The 14158-nt window shown below is 74.9% G+C and carries 15 protein-coding genes; 8 read left to right on the forward strand and 7 right to left on the reverse strand.

The genetic code is table 11. From position 1 onward, the window contains the following. Window positions 1-74: 74 nt before the first annotated feature. Complete coding sequence (locus I8N68_RS00755) at window positions 75-1523, reverse strand: FAD-dependent oxidoreductase (protein ID WP_200206324.1); 1449 nt, start codon at window positions 1521-1523, stop codon at window positions 75-77. After that, window positions 1520-3634, reverse strand: a complete 2115-nt coding sequence (locus tag I8N68_RS00760) for a molybdopterin oxidoreductase family protein (RefSeq protein WP_200206325.1) — start codon at window positions 3632-3634, stop codon at window positions 1520-1522. The genes I8N68_RS00755 and I8N68_RS00760 overlap by 4 nt, the downstream gene beginning before the upstream one ends. 147 nt (window positions 3635-3781) lie before the next feature. Here I8N68_RS00760 and I8N68_RS00765 point away from each other — a divergent pair, with 147 nt between their 5' ends. From I8N68_RS00765 to glmM, 7 genes are all read left to right on the forward strand, one after another. Beyond that, window positions 3782-4477, forward strand: a complete 696-nt coding sequence (locus tag I8N68_RS00765; protein ID WP_200206326.1) for a class I SAM-dependent methyltransferase — start codon at window positions 3782-3784, stop codon at window positions 4475-4477. A 155-nt stretch (window positions 4478-4632) separates the two neighbouring features. Continuing rightward, window positions 4633-4890 (forward strand): DUF6364 family protein, encoded by a 258-nt coding sequence (locus I8N68_RS00770; RefSeq protein ID WP_130340046.1) that lies wholly within the window; start codon window positions 4633-4635, stop codon window positions 4888-4890. Next, entirely contained in the window at window positions 4880-5173 is a 294-nt protein-coding gene (locus I8N68_RS00775; protein WP_200206327.1) for a type II toxin-antitoxin system PemK/MazF family toxin, read from the forward strand. Before I8N68_RS00770 ends, I8N68_RS00775 begins: the two co-directional genes overlap by 11 nt. A gap of 124 nt (window positions 5174-5297) precedes the next feature. Then, entirely contained in the window at window positions 5298-6671 is a 1374-nt protein-coding gene (locus I8N68_RS00780; protein ID WP_307812441.1) for an MFS transporter, read from the forward strand. A gap of 192 nt (window positions 6672-6863) precedes the next feature. Next, window positions 6864-7307, forward strand: a complete 444-nt coding sequence (rplM, locus tag I8N68_RS00785) for a 50S ribosomal protein L13 (protein ID WP_200206329.1) — start codon at window positions 6864-6866, stop codon at window positions 7305-7307. 20 nt (window positions 7308-7327) lie between these two features. After that, complete coding sequence (gene rpsI, locus I8N68_RS00790; protein WP_089012546.1) at window positions 7328-7792, forward strand: 30S ribosomal protein S9; 465 nt, start codon at window positions 7328-7330, stop codon at window positions 7790-7792. Window positions 7793-7904: 112 nt separating this feature from the next. After that, entirely contained in the window at window positions 7905-9260 is a 1356-nt protein-coding gene (gene glmM, locus I8N68_RS00795; protein ID WP_200206330.1) for a phosphoglucosamine mutase, read from the forward strand. A 49-nt stretch (window positions 9261-9309) separates the two neighbouring features. On the opposite strand, the gene I8N68_RS00800 is transcribed toward glmM, so the two are convergent. Both I8N68_RS00800 and I8N68_RS00805 read right to left on the reverse strand, forming a co-directional pair. After that, window positions 9310-10065, reverse strand: coding sequence for an ABC transporter ATP-binding protein (locus I8N68_RS00800; protein ID WP_200206332.1), 756 nt, complete (start codon window positions 10063-10065; stop codon window positions 9310-9312). Window positions 10066-10067: 2 nt separating this feature from the next. Continuing rightward, window positions 10068-10424, reverse strand: a complete 357-nt coding sequence (locus I8N68_RS00805) for an FtsX-like permease family protein (protein ID WP_200206334.1) — start codon at window positions 10422-10424, stop codon at window positions 10068-10070. Window positions 10425-10465: 41 nt separating this feature from the next. Between I8N68_RS00805 and I8N68_RS00810 the strand changes: the two genes are divergently transcribed. Next, window positions 10466-10906: a hypothetical protein gene (locus I8N68_RS00810; protein WP_200206337.1), complete on the forward strand. Its 441-nt coding sequence runs from the start codon at window positions 10466-10468 to the stop codon at window positions 10904-10906. A gap of 83 nt (window positions 10907-10989) precedes the next feature. Here I8N68_RS00810 and I8N68_RS00815 read toward each other — a convergent pair whose 3' ends face one another. The 3 genes from I8N68_RS00815 to I8N68_RS00825 are packed head-to-tail and all read right to left on the reverse strand — an operon-like array spanning window position 10990 to window position 13839. Continuing rightward, window positions 10990-12099, reverse strand: coding sequence for a threonine aldolase family protein (locus I8N68_RS00815; protein WP_200206338.1), 1110 nt, complete (start codon window positions 12097-12099; stop codon window positions 10990-10992). Continuing rightward, on the reverse strand, window positions 12096-13292 hold the full coding sequence (locus I8N68_RS00820) for a pyridoxal phosphate-dependent aminotransferase (RefSeq protein ID WP_307812444.1): 1197 nt from the start codon (window positions 13290-13292) through the stop codon (window positions 12096-12098). Before I8N68_RS00820 ends, I8N68_RS00815 begins: the two co-directional genes overlap by 4 nt. 43 nt (window positions 13293-13335) lie before the next feature. Further along, entirely contained in the window at window positions 13336-13839 is a 504-nt protein-coding gene (locus I8N68_RS00825; RefSeq protein WP_200206340.1) for an MmpS family transport accessory protein, read from the reverse strand. Window positions 13840-14158 lie beyond the last annotated feature (319 nt).

Below are 14158 nucleotides of genomic sequence, written 5' to 3' on the forward strand. Positions count from 1 at the left end.
TCCGCCGGCCCGCACCGGGTCACCGCCGGCCAGCGCGTCGCTCCCGCCGGCTCCCGGGCGCGCACCGCCGGCCGTCATCGCGTCGCCTCCGCCGGTTCCGCCCCGGCGAGCCAGTCGACGATGCCGGCGAGCGCGTCGCGGCAACCGCCGCAGCCGGTGCCGGCCCGGGTCGCCCCGGAGAGCGCCTCGACCGTCCGGGCGCCGGAGCGCCAGCAGGCCACCAGTGCTCCCTTGCTGACGTCGTTGCACTGGCAGACCGTGGCCGCGTCCGGCATCAGTGCCGGGGACGCGGCGGGCGCGGCCGGCACCGTGCCGAACGCCCGGCCCAGCAGCAGCGACCGCCGGTCCGCCGGCACCGGGGCGCCCCGGTCGAACAGCTGCACCACGGTGCCGACCGCCGGGTTGTCGCCGAGCAGGATCGCCCCGGTCAGCCGCTCGTCGCGGATCCGCAGCCGGGCGTACGTCCCCCGGGCCGGGTCGGCGAAGGTGAGCTCCTCCACCGGCGGCCCGTCGGGCGCCGGACCGTCGACCGCGTCGCCCATCGCCGCCAGGTCGATGCCGGCCGCCTTGAGCCGGGTCACCACCGGCCGGGGCCGGTAGCGGGCCAGCGGGTCGTCCCCGGTCAGCACCTGCGCCAGCACCCGCGCCTGCGCCCAGGCCGGGGCGACCAGTCCGGTCAGCGTGCCGTCGTGCTGGACGCAGTCGCCGATCGCCGAGATCCGCCGGTCGCTGGTGCGCATCCGGTCGTCCACCACCACACCCCGCTCGACGGCCAGCCCGGCGGCGGCGGCCAGCGTGGTGTCGGGGCGCACCCCGCAGGAGAGGACCAGCAGGTCGGCGGTGAGGGACCGGCCGTCGGCCAGGTCGAGGCGCACCCCGCTGCCGTCGGCGGCCACCCCGGTCGCCGGGACCGCCAGCACGGTCCGCACGCCGAGCCCCTCGAGGGTGCCGGCGAGCACCGCCCCGGCCGCCGGGTCGAGCTGCCGCTCCATCAGCCAGCCGGTGGCGTGCACCACGGTCACGGCCAGCCCGCGCGCGGCCAGCCCGCGGGCCGCCTCCAGGCCGAGCAGCCCGCCGCCGAGGACCAGGGCGCTGCGGGCGCCCTGGGCGGCCGCCAGGATGCGCCGGCAGTCGTCCAGCGTCCGGAACGGCACCACCCGCTCCGGCAGCGGGTCCAGGCCGGGCAGCGGCGGCACCAGCGCCCGGCTGCCGGTGGCCAGGACCAGGTGGTCGTAGCGGTGTCCGTCGCCGTCGTCGGTGCGTACCACCCGGTTGGCGCGGTCGATCGCGGTGACCGCCACGCCGGTCCGCACGTCCACGCCCTGTCCGGCGACCTCGGCCAGCTCCACGTCCGGCTCGGCGATCTTCCCGGCCAGCAGGGTGGAGAGCATGATCCGGTTGTACGCCCGGTGCGGCTCCGCCCCGAGCACGGTGACCTTGCGATCCCCGTCCCGGGCGTGCAGCTCGGCGGCGAGCCGCGACCCGGCCATGCCGTACCCGACGATCACGACCCGCTCGCTCACGATTCGACCCTCTCCACCCGTACCGCACAGATCTTGAATTCGGGCATCCCGGAGACCGGGTCGACGGCGTCGTTGGTGACCGAGTTGGCCCGGGCGGCGCCGGCCCAGTGGAACGGCGCGAAGACGGTGTCCGGCCGGATCGTCGGGGTGACCCGGGCGGGGGCGCGCAGCTCGCCGCGGCGCGAGACGACCCGGACCTCGTCGCCGTCGGCGACGCCGAGCCGGGCGGCCAGGTCGGGGTGCAGCTCGACGAAGGCGCCGGGTGCGGCGCGGCGCAGCGCGCCGACCCGCCGGGTCTGGGTGCCGGACTGGTACTGCGCGAGGACCCGCCCGGTGGTGAGGTGCAGCGGGTAGTCGGCGCTGACCTCCTCGGCCGCCGGCCGGTGCGTCACCGGGTGGAACCGGGCCCGCCCGTCCGGGGTGGGGAACCGGCCGGCGAAGAGCCGGGGGCTGTCCGGGCCGGCCGGGTCGGGGCAGGGCCAGAAGACGCCGGTGTCGGCGTCGATCCGCTCCCACGTCACGCCGGCGTAGTCGGCCGGCCCGCCGGCGGAGGCCCGGCGCAGCTCGGCGAAGACGGTCCGCGGGTCGGTCGGGAACTCCACCGGCGCGGCGAGCCGGGTGGCGAGGTCGGCGAGGACCGCCAGGTCGGTGCGGACGCCGGGGGGCGGTTCGCGCAGCGCCCGGCGGCGCAGCACCCGACCCTCCAGGTTGGTCATCGTGCCGTCCTCCTCGGCCCACTGGGCGACCGGTAGCACCACGTCGGCCAGCTCCGCCGTCTCCGAGCGCAGGAAGTCGGCGACGACCAGCAGGTCCAGGTCGCGCAGCCGGGACTCGATCCGGGCCGCCCGGGGGGCCGACACCACCGGGTTGGAGCCGAAGACCAGCAGCGCCCGCGGGCCGTCCGGTGTGCCGAGGGAGTCCAGCAGCCGGTACGCCGGCACTCCCGGCCCGGGCAGGTCGTCGGCCGGTACGCCCCAGACCCGCGCGACGTGCTCCCGGGCGGCCGGGTCGTCGATCCGGCGGTACCCGGGGAGCTGGTCGGCCTTCTGCCCGTGTTCCCGGCCGCCCTGGCCGTTGCCCTGCCCGGTGAGGCAGCCGTACCCGGAACCGGGGCGGCCGGGCAGGCCGAGGGCGAGCGCCAGGTTGATGAAGGCGGTGACCGTGTCGACGCCCTTGGCGTGCTGCTCGGCGCCCCGGGCGGTGAGGATGATCGCGCTGCCGGCGGTGCCGAGCGCCCGGGCGGTCGCCTCCAGGTCGGCGACCGGCACCCCGGAGAGGCGTTCCACCTCGGCGGGCCAGCAGCCGGCGACGGTGCGACGGACGGCGTCGAAGCCGTCGGTGCGGGCGGCCACGTAGTCGCGGTCGATGAAGCCCTCGGTGAGGGCGATGTGCAGCAGCGCGTTGGCCACCGCCAGGTCGGTGCCGGGCAGCGGCTGCAGGTGCAGGTCGGCCTGACGGGCGGTCGCGGTGACCCGGGGGTCGATCACGATCAGCCGGCCGCCGCGTTCCCGTTGGTCGGCCAGGTGGCGCATCAGCGGCGGCATGGTCTCCGCCGGGTTGGCGCCGACCAGCAGCAGGGTCTCCGCGCGGCCGAGATCCGCCAGGGGGAAGGGCAGCCCCCGGTCGACGCCGAGGGACCGGATGCCGGCCGCCGCCGCCGAGGACATGCACCAGCGGCCGTTGTAGTCGATGTGCCGGGTGCGCAGCGCCACCCGGGCGAACTTGCCCAGGGCGTACGCCTTCTCGTTGGTCAGCCCGCCGCCGCCGAAGACGGCCACCGCGTCCCGGCCGTGTCCGCCCTGGACGGTGCGGATGCCGGCCGCCACCCGGTCGAGCACGGCGTCCCAACTGGCCGGGCGCAGTTCGCCGCTGGCCGGGTCACGCAGCAGGGGCGTGGTCAGGCGCTCGGGGTGGTCCAGCAGCTCGGCGGCGGTCCAGCCCTTCTGGCAGAGCCCGCCACGGTTGGTGGGGAACTCCCGGGGCAGCACCTCGATCCGGCCCCGCGCCTCCCGCAGCACCATCCCGCACTGGAGGGCGCAGTACGGGCAGTGGGTGGCCGCCTCGCGGGGGGCGACCCCCGGTCGTGTCGCCAGCCGTGCACCGTCTGTCATGCCGGCAAAGCGTGCCGCCGGGCGGTTTCCGGTCCGGGTCCCTTCTGTTTCGGTCCTGTCAAGAGCGCCTCACACCGGACGGGACCACCGGGCCGGACCTCACGGTTTAGAATATGGGACAACGATCCTACATTTCGGGAGGCCGGCATGACCGTGGCGGACGCCTTCGACGCCGTGGCGGGCAGCTACGACGAGGCCCGGCGACGGCTGGTGCCCTGCTTCGACGCCTTCTACGGCACCACGGTCGAGGCCGCCGCCCCGCCGCTGCGGGCGGCGCTGGCGGCGGGGCGTACCCCGGAGGTGCTGGACCTCGGCGCGGGCACCGGCCTGCTCTCCCTGCTGCTCGCCGCCGCCGTGCCCGGGGTCCGGCTGACCCTGGTCGACGCCGCGCCCGCGATGCTCGCGGTGGCCGCCGACCAGCTCCGCGCCCGGGGCGTGCCGCACCGGGTGGTCCGCGCCGACCTCGCCGACCCGCTGCCGCCCGGGCGGTACGACGCGGTGGTTTCCGCGCTCGCCATCCACCACCTGACCGACGCCGGCAAGCGGGCCCTCTACCGGCGTGCCGTGGCGGCCCTCGTCCCCGGCGGGGTGTTCGTCAACGCCGAGCAGGTGGCCGGCCCGACGCCGGCCCTGGATCGCCGTTACGACGAGGTCTGGACCGCTCGGATCACCGAGCTGGGCTCGGACGCGACCGAGATCGCCGCCGCCCGGGAGCGGATGCGGCACGACCGCCCGGCGCCGGTGGCCGATCAGTGCGGCTGGCTCACCGAGGCGGGGCTGGTCGACGTGGACTGCTTCTTCAAGGAGTGGCGCTTCGCCGTCTTCGGTGGCCGGGCGGCCTGACAGCTCGTCCGGGCCGCAGCAGACCTGGTGACGTCGGTGCGTCCCGGCGGACGGTCTCGCCGGGAATGTCGGCGGTGGGCGTTCTTGCGCGGGGACGCGGGCGGGCGGCCCGCCGGGGATGACCGCCGGTCATACCGAACGGTAGTCTGGGCGGCATGACTGCCAAGGTGACGCTCTCGTTCTCCGACGAGACGATCGAGGAGGCACGCCGGTTCGCCAAGCGCGAGGGGCTGTCGCTCTCCGCCTGGATGGACCAGGCCGCCCGGGAGAAGGCGCTGCGCGAGGTCTTCACCGCGCACGCCGCCGCCGTCGGTCGCGCCGGGCTCGACCTGGAGTCCGCCGCACTCGCCGACGCCCACGAGGTCGCCATGGTCGACGACGTGCTCTTCGGCGGACGCCCGCGTGCTGCGTAGGGGAGAGATCTGGCGCATCGACGGCGCCCGGGAACGCCTCGGACTGGTGATCAGCTCCGACGTCTACAACTCCACCGACGTGCCCATCGTGATGGTGGCCGAGGTGGTCGACGAGTCGCTGCTGCGCGACTCGCCCCTCGCGGTGACGATGGGCCGCTGGGTGGTGATGCCCGACCGGCTCTCCTCGCCGATGAAGAAGTGGTTCACCGAGTGCGTGGACGTGGCCGACACGGAGACCATGCAGCGGGTCGGCCGGGCGCTGCGCATCCTGCAGGAGATCTGACCGCCTCACCACCGGCCCCGGGGCGACGTGCGATTCCCGTTTCCGGAACGACCCCCGACGGGCACCGCGGGGAAACCCCGTGTTCCTAGCGTCCCCCTCGTCGCAACGACGAGGAGGAGCCGCCGTGAGCACACTCGCCCCCGCCGCCACCCGGACCCCGGCCGCCGCCGGGCACCGACGGCCGATCACCGACTGGCGCCCCGAGGACCCGGAATTCTGGCGTACGACCGGCGCCCCGATCGCCCGCCGCAACCTGTACGTCTCGATCTTCGCCGAACACGTCGGCTTCTCGGTGTGGAGCCTCTGGTCGGTGATGGTGCTCTTCCTCGGCCCCGCGTACGGCATAGACCCCGCCGGGAAGTTCCTGCTCACCGCCGTGCCGGCCGCGCTGGGCGCGGTGCTGCGGCTGCCGTACACCCTGGCGGTGGCCCGGTTCGGCGGCCGGAACTGGACCATCGTCAGCGCGCTGCTGCTGCTGGTGCCGGCGGTGCCGATGGCGCTGCTGCTCGAACCCGGGGTGTCGTACGCCACGCTGATGGTGCTGGCCTGCCTGACCGGGGTGGGCGGGGGCAACTTCGCCTCCTCGATGGCGAACATCAACCTCTTCTATCCGGACCGGCTCAAGGGGCGGGCGCTGGGGCTCAACGCCGGCGGCGGCAACCTCGGCGTACCGGCGGTGCAGCTGGTCGGGCTGGCGGTGCTGGCCACCGCCGGGGCCGCGTACCCCCGCCTGGTGCCCGCGGTCTACCTGCCGCTGATCGTGCTGGCGGCGCTGGCCGCGGCGCGCTGGCTGGACAACATCCCCGGTGCCCGCAACGAGCCCGGCGCCCTGCGCGAGGCCGCCCGGGACCCGCATACCTGGGTGATGTCGCTGCTCTACATCGGCACCTTCGGCTCGTTCATCGGCTTCGGCTTCGCCTTCGGCCAGGTGCTCCAGCTCCAGTTCCACGACCGGTTCCCCACCCCGGTGGACGCCGCCTGGCTGACCTTCCTCGGGCCGCTGATCGGCTCGCTGATCCGGCCGCTCGGCGGTCAGCTCGCGGACCGGCTCGGCGGGGCCCGGGTGACCTTCTGGAACTTCGTCGCCATGGCGGCCGGTGCCGGCCTGGTGCTGTACGCGGCCCGGGAGCGGTCGTTGCCGCTCTACCTGACCGGGTTCCTCTCGCTCTTCGTCTTCTCGGGCGTCGGCAACGGGTCGACGTACAAGATGATCCCGGCGATCTTCCGCGCCCGGGCCCGCGCCGAGGCGGAGCTGACCGGCGACCGGGAGGCGGCCGACCGGCGGGCCCGCCGGCTCTCCGGGGCGCTGATCGGCATCGCCGGTGCGGTCGGCGCCTCCGGCGGCGTGCTGGTCAACGTCGCCTTCCGGCAGTCGTTCCTGACCTCCGGGAACGCGGACGCCGCCTACCTGGCCTTCATCGGCTGGTACGCGCTCTGCTTCCTGGTGACCTGGGCGGTCTACCTGCGGCCGGGGCCGCGCCGGCTGGCCGGCGTGTGACCTGTACCATCGGCATGTCGCGAGCCGCGCTGGGGTGACCCCCCGTTTTGACCTGCCGACCGGGCGGCGGGTAACGTTGCCTGCTGTTGTACGACATCCAGAGGCGTGCCGCATCAGGTACGCTTGGTCGTTCGTGCGCGCCTGGTCATCTCGGCGCGCGACCCCAGACCGACGACGAGACAAGGTAGACCTGTGCGTACGTACAGCCCGAAGCCGGGTGAGATCGAGCGTCAGTGGCACGTTATCGACGCCTCTGATGTCGTGCTGGGCCGCCTGGCCACCCACGCCGCCACGCTGCTGCGCGGCAAGCACAAGCCGACTTTCGCGCCGCACGTCGACACGGGCGACTTCGTCGTCATCGTGAACGCGGGCAAGGTGGCGCTGACCGGCAACAAGCGGCAGACCAAGGTCGCCTACCGCCACTCGGGTTACCCGGGTGGTCTGAAGCAGGTCGGCTACGACGAGCTGCTGACCAAGCGTCCCGAGCGGGCCGTCGAGCTGGCCGTGAAGGGCATGCTCCCGCACAACAAGCTCGGCCGTCAGCTGATCAAGAAGCTGAAGGTCTACGCCGGTGCCGAGCACCCGCACGGCGCGCAGCAGCCGGTGCCGTTCGAGATCAAGCAGATCGCGCAGTGAGCGCGGGCGAAGGAAGCAGCATGACCGACATCACCGAGACCGAGGTTGCCCCCGAGGCCGCCGAGGCGCCGGCGCCCGTCGCCCGCGCGCCCCGCGGTGACCGCCCGATCCAGACCGTGGGTCGGCGCAAGGAGGCCATCGTCCGGGTGCGCATCGTCCCCGGCAGCGGCAAGATCACCTGCAACGGCCGGGACCTTGAGGCCTACTTCCCGAGCAAGGTGCACCAGCAGCTCATCAAGGACCCGCTGGTCACCGCCGAGAAGCCCGAGGCGTTCGACGTCATCGCCAACCTGCGGGGCGGCGGCACCACCGGCCAGGCCGGTGCGCTGCGGCTGGCCATCGCCCGGGCGCTGATCGTCAACGAGCCGGACGACCGCCCGGCCCTGAAGAAGGCCGGCTTCCTGACCCGTGACGCCCGGGTCAAGGAGAGCAAGAAGTACGGCCTCAAGAAGGCCCGCAAGGCTCCTCAGTACTCGAAGCGCTGATCACCACCAGCACGTTGTACTTCTGACGGACGGCCGGGTCCGCCTCCCCGAACGGGAGGTGGCCCGGCCGTTCGCCTTTCCCCTGGGACCGTTACATCGGAGGTTGGCGGGTATGGGCCGGTTGTTCGGCACGGACGGCGTTCGCGGGCGGGCGAACGCAGATCTCACCCCGGAGTTGGCGCTCGCGGTGGCGGTGGCCGCCGCCCACACGCTCGCCGAGACGGACAGGAGCCATCCGCCGCTCGCCGTGGTGGGCCGGGACACCCGGGCCAGCGGCGAGATGCTGGAGGCGGCCGTGGTGGCCGGTCTCACCAGCGCCGGCGCCAACGTGGTCCGGGTCGGCGTGCTGCCCACCCCCGCGGTGGCGTTCCTCACCGCGGAGGCGAAGGCCGACCTGGGCGTGATGCTCTCCGCGTCGCACAACCCGATGCCCGACAACGGGATCAAGCTCTTCGCCGCCGGCGGGCACAAGCTGCCGGACGAGATCGAGATGCGGATCGAGGCGGCGGTCGAGGCGAACGCCACCACGGCGTGGGACCGGCCGATCGGGGCCGGCGTCGGCCGGGTGCACGACCTGCTCGACGGTGCCGACCACTACGTCCAGCACCTCGTCGGCACGGTGCCGCACCGCCTCGAGGGCATCAAGGTCGTGGTGGACTGCGCGAACGGCGCCGCCGCCGAGGTCGCCCCAGTGGCGTACCGGGAGGCGGGCGCCGAGGTGATCGCCATCCACGCCGAGCCGGACGGGCTCAACATCAACGACGACTGCGGCTCCAACCACATCGACGCGCTCCGCGCCGCCGTGGTCGAGCACGGCGCGCACCTGGGGATCGCGCACGACGGCGACGCCGACCGGTGCGTCGCGGTCACCGCCGACGGCGAGGAGGTCGACGGCGACCAGCTGATGGCGATCCTCGCGCTGGCCATGCGCGAGGCGGGCGAGCTGACCCAGGACACCCTGGTCGCCACCGTGATGAGCAACCTCGGCCTGCGGCTGGCGATGTCCGCGCAGGGCATCCGGCTGGTCGAGACCAAGGTCGGCGACCGCTACGTGCTGGAGGAGCTGCGCGCCTCGGGCCTGGCGCTGGGCGGGGAGCAGAGCGGCCACATCGTCATGCCGGCGTTCGCCACCACCGGCGACGGCGTGCTGACCGGGCTGCACCTGATGTCCCGGATGGCCGCCACCGGCAAGTCGCTGGCCGAACTGGGCTCCGTGGTGACCAAGCTGCCCCAGGTGCTGATCAACGTGCCGGTGGGCGACCGCACCGTGGGCGCCGCCGCGCCGGCCGTCCGCGCCGAGGTGGAGCGGGCCGAGGCCGAGCTGGGCGAGACCGGCCGGGTGCTGCTGCGCCCGTCGGGCACCGAGCCGCTGGTTCGGGTGATGGTCGAGGCGGCCACCGAGGCGACGGCCCGCGAGGTGGCCGAGCGCATCGCCGAGCAGGTCCGCGCCGCCAGCCCGACCGCCTGACAGGTCGGCCCGGCCGCGCGCTCGAAGTCGCGGCCGGGCATCCCGCCGTTCAGAGGCGCAGGCGGGCGGCCCGGTCGAAGGTGTCGGCGGGGTCCTCGCCGTCGGTGAGGTCGACGTCCTCCACGACCCGTCCGTCGCCGAGCCGGACCAGCCGGTCGCACCTGGCAGCGATGGACCGTTCGTGGGTGGCCAGCAGGATCGTCATGCCGTGCCGGTCGCGCAGGTCCAGCAGCAGGTCGAGGATCTGGGCGCCGGTGGTCGAGTCGAGGTTGCCGGTGGGTTCATCGGCCAGCAGCAGCCCGGGCGCGCCCATCAGCGCCCGGGCGATGCCGACCCGCTGCTGCTGGCCGCCGGAGAGCTGTGCCGGCAGGGCCCGCTCCCGCCCAGCGAGGCCGACCGCGTCGAGCAGCTCCCGGGCGCGGGTGACGTGGTCGTCCCGGCCGCGCCGCGGCAGCACCGGTGCGATCACGTTGTCCAGCACGGTCAGCGCGGGCAGCAGGTGGTAGCGCTGGAAGACGAACCCGACCCGCTGCCGGTAGCGGGCGAGGGCGGCCCGACGCAGGCCGGTGACCTCCACGTCGTCCACCGTCACGGTGCCCTGGTCGGCATGTTCGATGGCGCCGATCATGTGCAGCAGCGTGGACTTGCCGGAGCTGCCGGAGCCGCTCGCCCCGGTCAGCGCCACCACCGACCCGGCGGCGACGTCCAGCGTCACGTCGTCGATCGCGGTCAGTCGCTCGGCGCCCGTGCGGAACTGCCGGACCAGCCCGGAGATCCGGACCGTGCTGCCCCCCGTTGACTCCATCGTTACTCCTCTGCCAGTAGTCGTGCCGTCGGGATCCGCCGCAGCAGCGCGGCCGGCACCAGCGCGGCGACGCAGGTGACCAGCACACCGGTTGCCGCCACCAGGGCGGCGACCAGCACCAGCGCGGCCGGGAGGTCGCCGACCAGCCAGGCCGCCCCGGCCAGCCCCAGCGCCGCCCCGGAGAGCGCGCCGAGCAGACCGAGGGTGAGCCCCTCGTACCCGATCAGCCGGCCCAGCGCGGCGTCGGTCCAGCCGATCGCGCGCAGCGTCGCCAGCTCCGCGGCCCGGTCCCGGATGTTGAGGTAGAGCACGTCGGCGACGGCGGCGGCGCCGAGCAGCACCGTCGCGACGGCGGCCATGGTGTCCGGGCCTCGCACACTCAGGGAGACGGGACGGCCTGGTGGTCGCCGAGCGGCAGGCCCAGGCGGTGAAGCCCGACCGGGTGGTCTACGAGATCACCCAGGCGGGCCGGGCCGAGCTCGACCGGTGGCTCGGCGAGCCCAGCCCCCGCAGCGGCGGCTTCCGGGACGACTTCTTCCTCAAGGTCACCGCCGCGGCCCGCTCCGGGCAGCCGGCCACCGTCCGGACGGTGCTCGGCAACCAGCGCGGGCACCTGATGCGCGAGCTGTGCAACCTCGACGGGTTGCGCCGCCGCACCGAGGATCCCGTGGTCGGTCTGCTGCTCACCGCGGCGAGCCGGCACGTCGAGGCGGATCTCGCCTTCGTCGACGACGCCGAGGCGGTGCTGCTCGCCGATGGCGGCGCACTGCTCGACACGCTTCAGGCGGGCCGGCCCGAGGCTGCCGACCGGCGGCCCGGCCCGATCCGGGCGACGGGCTGACCGGCGGGGGTACCCCGTTCCGCCCGCCGCCTAACAGTTGGTCGAACGGCTGGGGATCCAGATCCTGTCGGCTCGCGGGTGGTTCAGGCGGCCTGGACCCGGTGCAGGAACCGCTCGGCCAGCGCGACCACCTGCGCGGCGTCCAACTCGCCCGCCGGGCCGGCCACCGTCACCTCGGCCATGGCCAGGCCCGGCACGTCGGTGTCCTGCCAGCCGCCGACGAACCACGCCTTCTCCTCCGCTGCGAGGGCGAGGTTGGCGTCGTTCAACGCGCGGGCCGGATGCGGCAGCCAGAGGCGGAACTGGTGGGTGTGCGGCGGCGCCGGATGCACCCGGGCGCCGGGCAGGGTGGCCAGCACCGCGGCCACCTCCTTCGCGTGCGCCACGTGGCCGGCCAGCCGGGGCAGCTCCCGGTCCAGGCCGGCGAGCGCGGCGAGGGCCGCCGGCCACTGCTGGAACACGTTGCCGCCGTAGCGGTGCCGCCAGGCCCGGGCGTAGCGGGCCAGGTCGGCGGAGCCGGCCAGCGCGGCACCGGAGTGGCCGCCGAGGGACTTGTAGAAGGAGACGTAGACGCTGTCGGCGAGGCCGGCGACCTCGGCCAGGGACCGACCGAGGTGGACGGTGGACTCCCAGAGCCGGGCGCCGTCGAGGTGCACCCGCGCCCCCCGGCCGCGGGCCGCCGCGACCACCGCCACCAGCTCGTCCCAGGTCGGCAGCACGAAGCCGGCGTCGCGCAGCGGCAGTTCGAGCAGCAGGGTGCCGATCGGTTCGTCGAGCGCGTCCACCTCCTCCGCCGTCGGGTTGCGCGGGGCCTGCGTGGTGAGCACCGCCCGCAGCCCGCCGAGCATCGCGTACGCGTCCCGCTCGTGCACCAGCGGGTGGCTCAGCGGGTGCAGGCCGACCGCGCTGCGGCCGGTCACCTCCGTGCCGTAGCGCATCGCGAGCTGCTGGGCCATGGTGCCGGTGGGGAAGAAGACGGCGGCCTCCGTGCCCAGCAGCCCGGCGACCCGGCGTTCCACCGCCTCCACCGCGCCGCCCTCGCCGTAGATGTCCGGCAGCAGGTCGTCGGGGACGGCGGCCCGGATCGTGTCGAGCTGCTCGGCGACCGAGGCCGGCCGGATCCCGGAGAGCACGGTGTCGCAGCCGCGCAGCGCCGTCACCCGGCGGATCCGGTCGACGTACGCGTCGGTCATCGGGGCTCCTTCAGTCGGCGCAGCCGGGTGACCGCCTGGGTCAGCACCTCCGGGCGCTTGCAGAACGCGAACCGGACCAGCCTCCGGCCCGCCTCCGGGTCGTCGTAGAAGACCTGGGTGGGCACCGCCACCACGCCGCACCGCTCGGGCAGCGACCGGCAGAACTCCACCCCGTCCCGGCCGCCCAGCGGCGTGACGTCGGCGGTGACGAAGTACGTCCCCTCCGGGGCGTACACCGCGAAGCCCGCGTCGGTGAGCCCGGCGACGAGCTGGTCGCGCCGCCGCCGCATGCCGTCGGCGAAGTCGGCGAAGTAGGTGTCCGGCAGGGCCAGCGCCACCGCCACCGCCGGTTGCAGCGGGCCGGCGTTGACGAAGGTGAGGAACTGCTTGACCCGCAGCACGGCGGAGACCAGCGGCGCCGGCCCGCTCACCCAGCCGACCTTCCAGCCGGTGCAGGAGAAGGTCTTGCCGGCCGAGGAGATCCGCAGCGTGCGCTCCCGCATCCCGGGCAGCGTGGCCAGCGGCACGTGCGGCGCGGCGGCGTCCGGGAAGACCAGGTGCTCGTACACCTCGTCGGTGACCGCGTAGGCGTCGTGCTCGTGGCACAGCTCGGCGACCAGCGCCAGCTCGTCGGGGGTGAACACCTTGCCGGTCGGGTTGTGCGGTGAGTTCAGCAGCACCAGCCGGGTCCGCGGGCCGAACGCGGCGCGCAGCTCCGCCGGGTCGAAGGCGTACCGGCCGTCGGCGGCCGGGCGCAGTGTGACCGGGCGGCGGGCCGCGCCAGCCAGCGCGATCGAGGCGGCGTACGAGTCGTAGTACGGCTCGAAGCAGACCACCTCGTCGCCCGGCTCACAGAGGGCGAGGATGCTGGCGGCGATCGCCTCGGTGGCGCCGGCCGTCACCACGATCTCGCCGTCCGGGTCGTACGCCAGCCCCCAGAACCGGCGCTGATGGTCGGCGACGGCCGCGCGCAGCGCCGGGATCCCGGGGCCCGGCGGGTACTGGTTGTGGCCGGAGCACAGCGCCTCGGCGGCCGCGGCCAGCATCTCCGGCGGGCCGTCGGTGTCGGGGAACCCCTGGCCGAGGTTGACCGCGCCGGTACGCACGGCGAGCGCGGACATCTCGGCGAAGATGGTCGTGCCGAACGGCCGCATCCGGGCCACCAGCGGGTCGACATCGGGGAGTGTCGTCACCTGCGTCAGCCTACGGCCCGGGCGGGACACCTCAAGTCCGCCGTCAGCCGCCGCAACTGACCCGCCAGGCGTGGTCGTCGGCCGACTCGGTGACGGGCCGGCCACCGCTCACCGTCATCGCGCAGGCGATGGTGCGCCCGCCCTTGTCGTCGCCCTTGTTCGCCCACACGGACGCCCGGCCGGGGTCGTCGGTGCTGATCTTCGTACGCCAGGGCAGCCGTACGCCGTGGAGTTCTACGGGAAAGCCGTCCGCGTCGTAGTACAGGATGTTGGCCGGCCCCTGACCGGTCACCTCGTACGCGACGAGGAACCGGCCCGGCCCGCTGGACGGCGTGGCGGCGGGCTTCCGGGTGGGCGTCGGGTCCGCTGCCGGCGGCCCGCCCTGGTCCGCCTCCGCGTCCGGGTCCTCGGACTCGTCCGCGGTGGTCGGCTCCTCCTGCCGCGGCTCGGCGGCCCTCGGCTCGCCGAACGGGTGGGCCGGCAGGTTGACGAGGAGCCCGGCGACGCCGAGGAACCCGCAGACCGCCAGCACGACGGCGGCGAACACCGAGAGGACGATGGTGGTCGTCCTGCCGTCCCGGCCGCGTCGGCGTCCGGCGGGTTCGGCGGGTTCCGCGAGGGGGGCGGGAGACCCGGGCGCGGGCTGGGCCACCCCGGTCGGCGGCAGCCAGGGATCGGGCCCCGGCCTGGACGGCGCCGGGGCCGGCCGGTCCGGCTGCACCCACGGCTCGGGCGCGGCCGCCGGGTCGGGCGGGACCGCGCCCGTCGACCACTGTCGGTCGGGGGGTGGCGTTGCTTCGGACATCAGCTCCGCTCGCAGGGGACGGGCCGCGGAGGCGGCCGCGGCCGGCGGCGTGCCGGGGATC

The organism is Micromonospora coerulea (assembly GCF_016598485.1).
GTDB classification, from domain to species: domain Bacteria; phylum Actinomycetota; class Actinomycetes; order Mycobacteriales; family Micromonosporaceae; genus Micromonospora; species Micromonospora coerulea.

Coding starts and splice junctions, on each gene's coding strand:
- glmM (WP_200206330.1), top strand. CDS start 7,905: ATGGGCCGGTTGTTCGGCACGGACGGCGTTCGCGGGCGGGCGAACGCA.
- I8N68_RS00765 (WP_200206326.1), top strand. CDS start 3,782: ATGACCGTGGCGGACGCCTTCGACGCCGTGGCGGGCAGCTACGACGAG.
- I8N68_RS00815 (WP_200206338.1), bottom strand. CDS start 12,099: ATGACCGACGCGTACGTCGACCGGATCCGCCGGGTGACGGCGCTGCGC.
- I8N68_RS00770 (WP_130340046.1), top strand. CDS start 4,633: ATGACTGCCAAGGTGACGCTCTCGTTCTCCGACGAGACGATCGAGGAG.
- I8N68_RS00805 (WP_200206334.1), bottom strand. CDS start 10,424: ATGGCCGCCGTCGCGACGGTGCTGCTCGGCGCCGCCGCCGTCGCCGAC.
- I8N68_RS00760 (WP_200206325.1), bottom strand. CDS start 3,634: ATGACAGACGGTGCACGGCTGGCGACACGACCGGGGGTCGCCCCCCGC.
- I8N68_RS00800 (WP_200206332.1), bottom strand. CDS start 10,065: ATGGAGTCAACGGGGGGCAGCACGGTCCGGATCTCCGGGCTGGTCCGG.
- rpsI (WP_089012546.1), top strand. CDS start 7,328: ATGACCGACATCACCGAGACCGAGGTTGCCCCCGAGGCCGCCGAGGCG.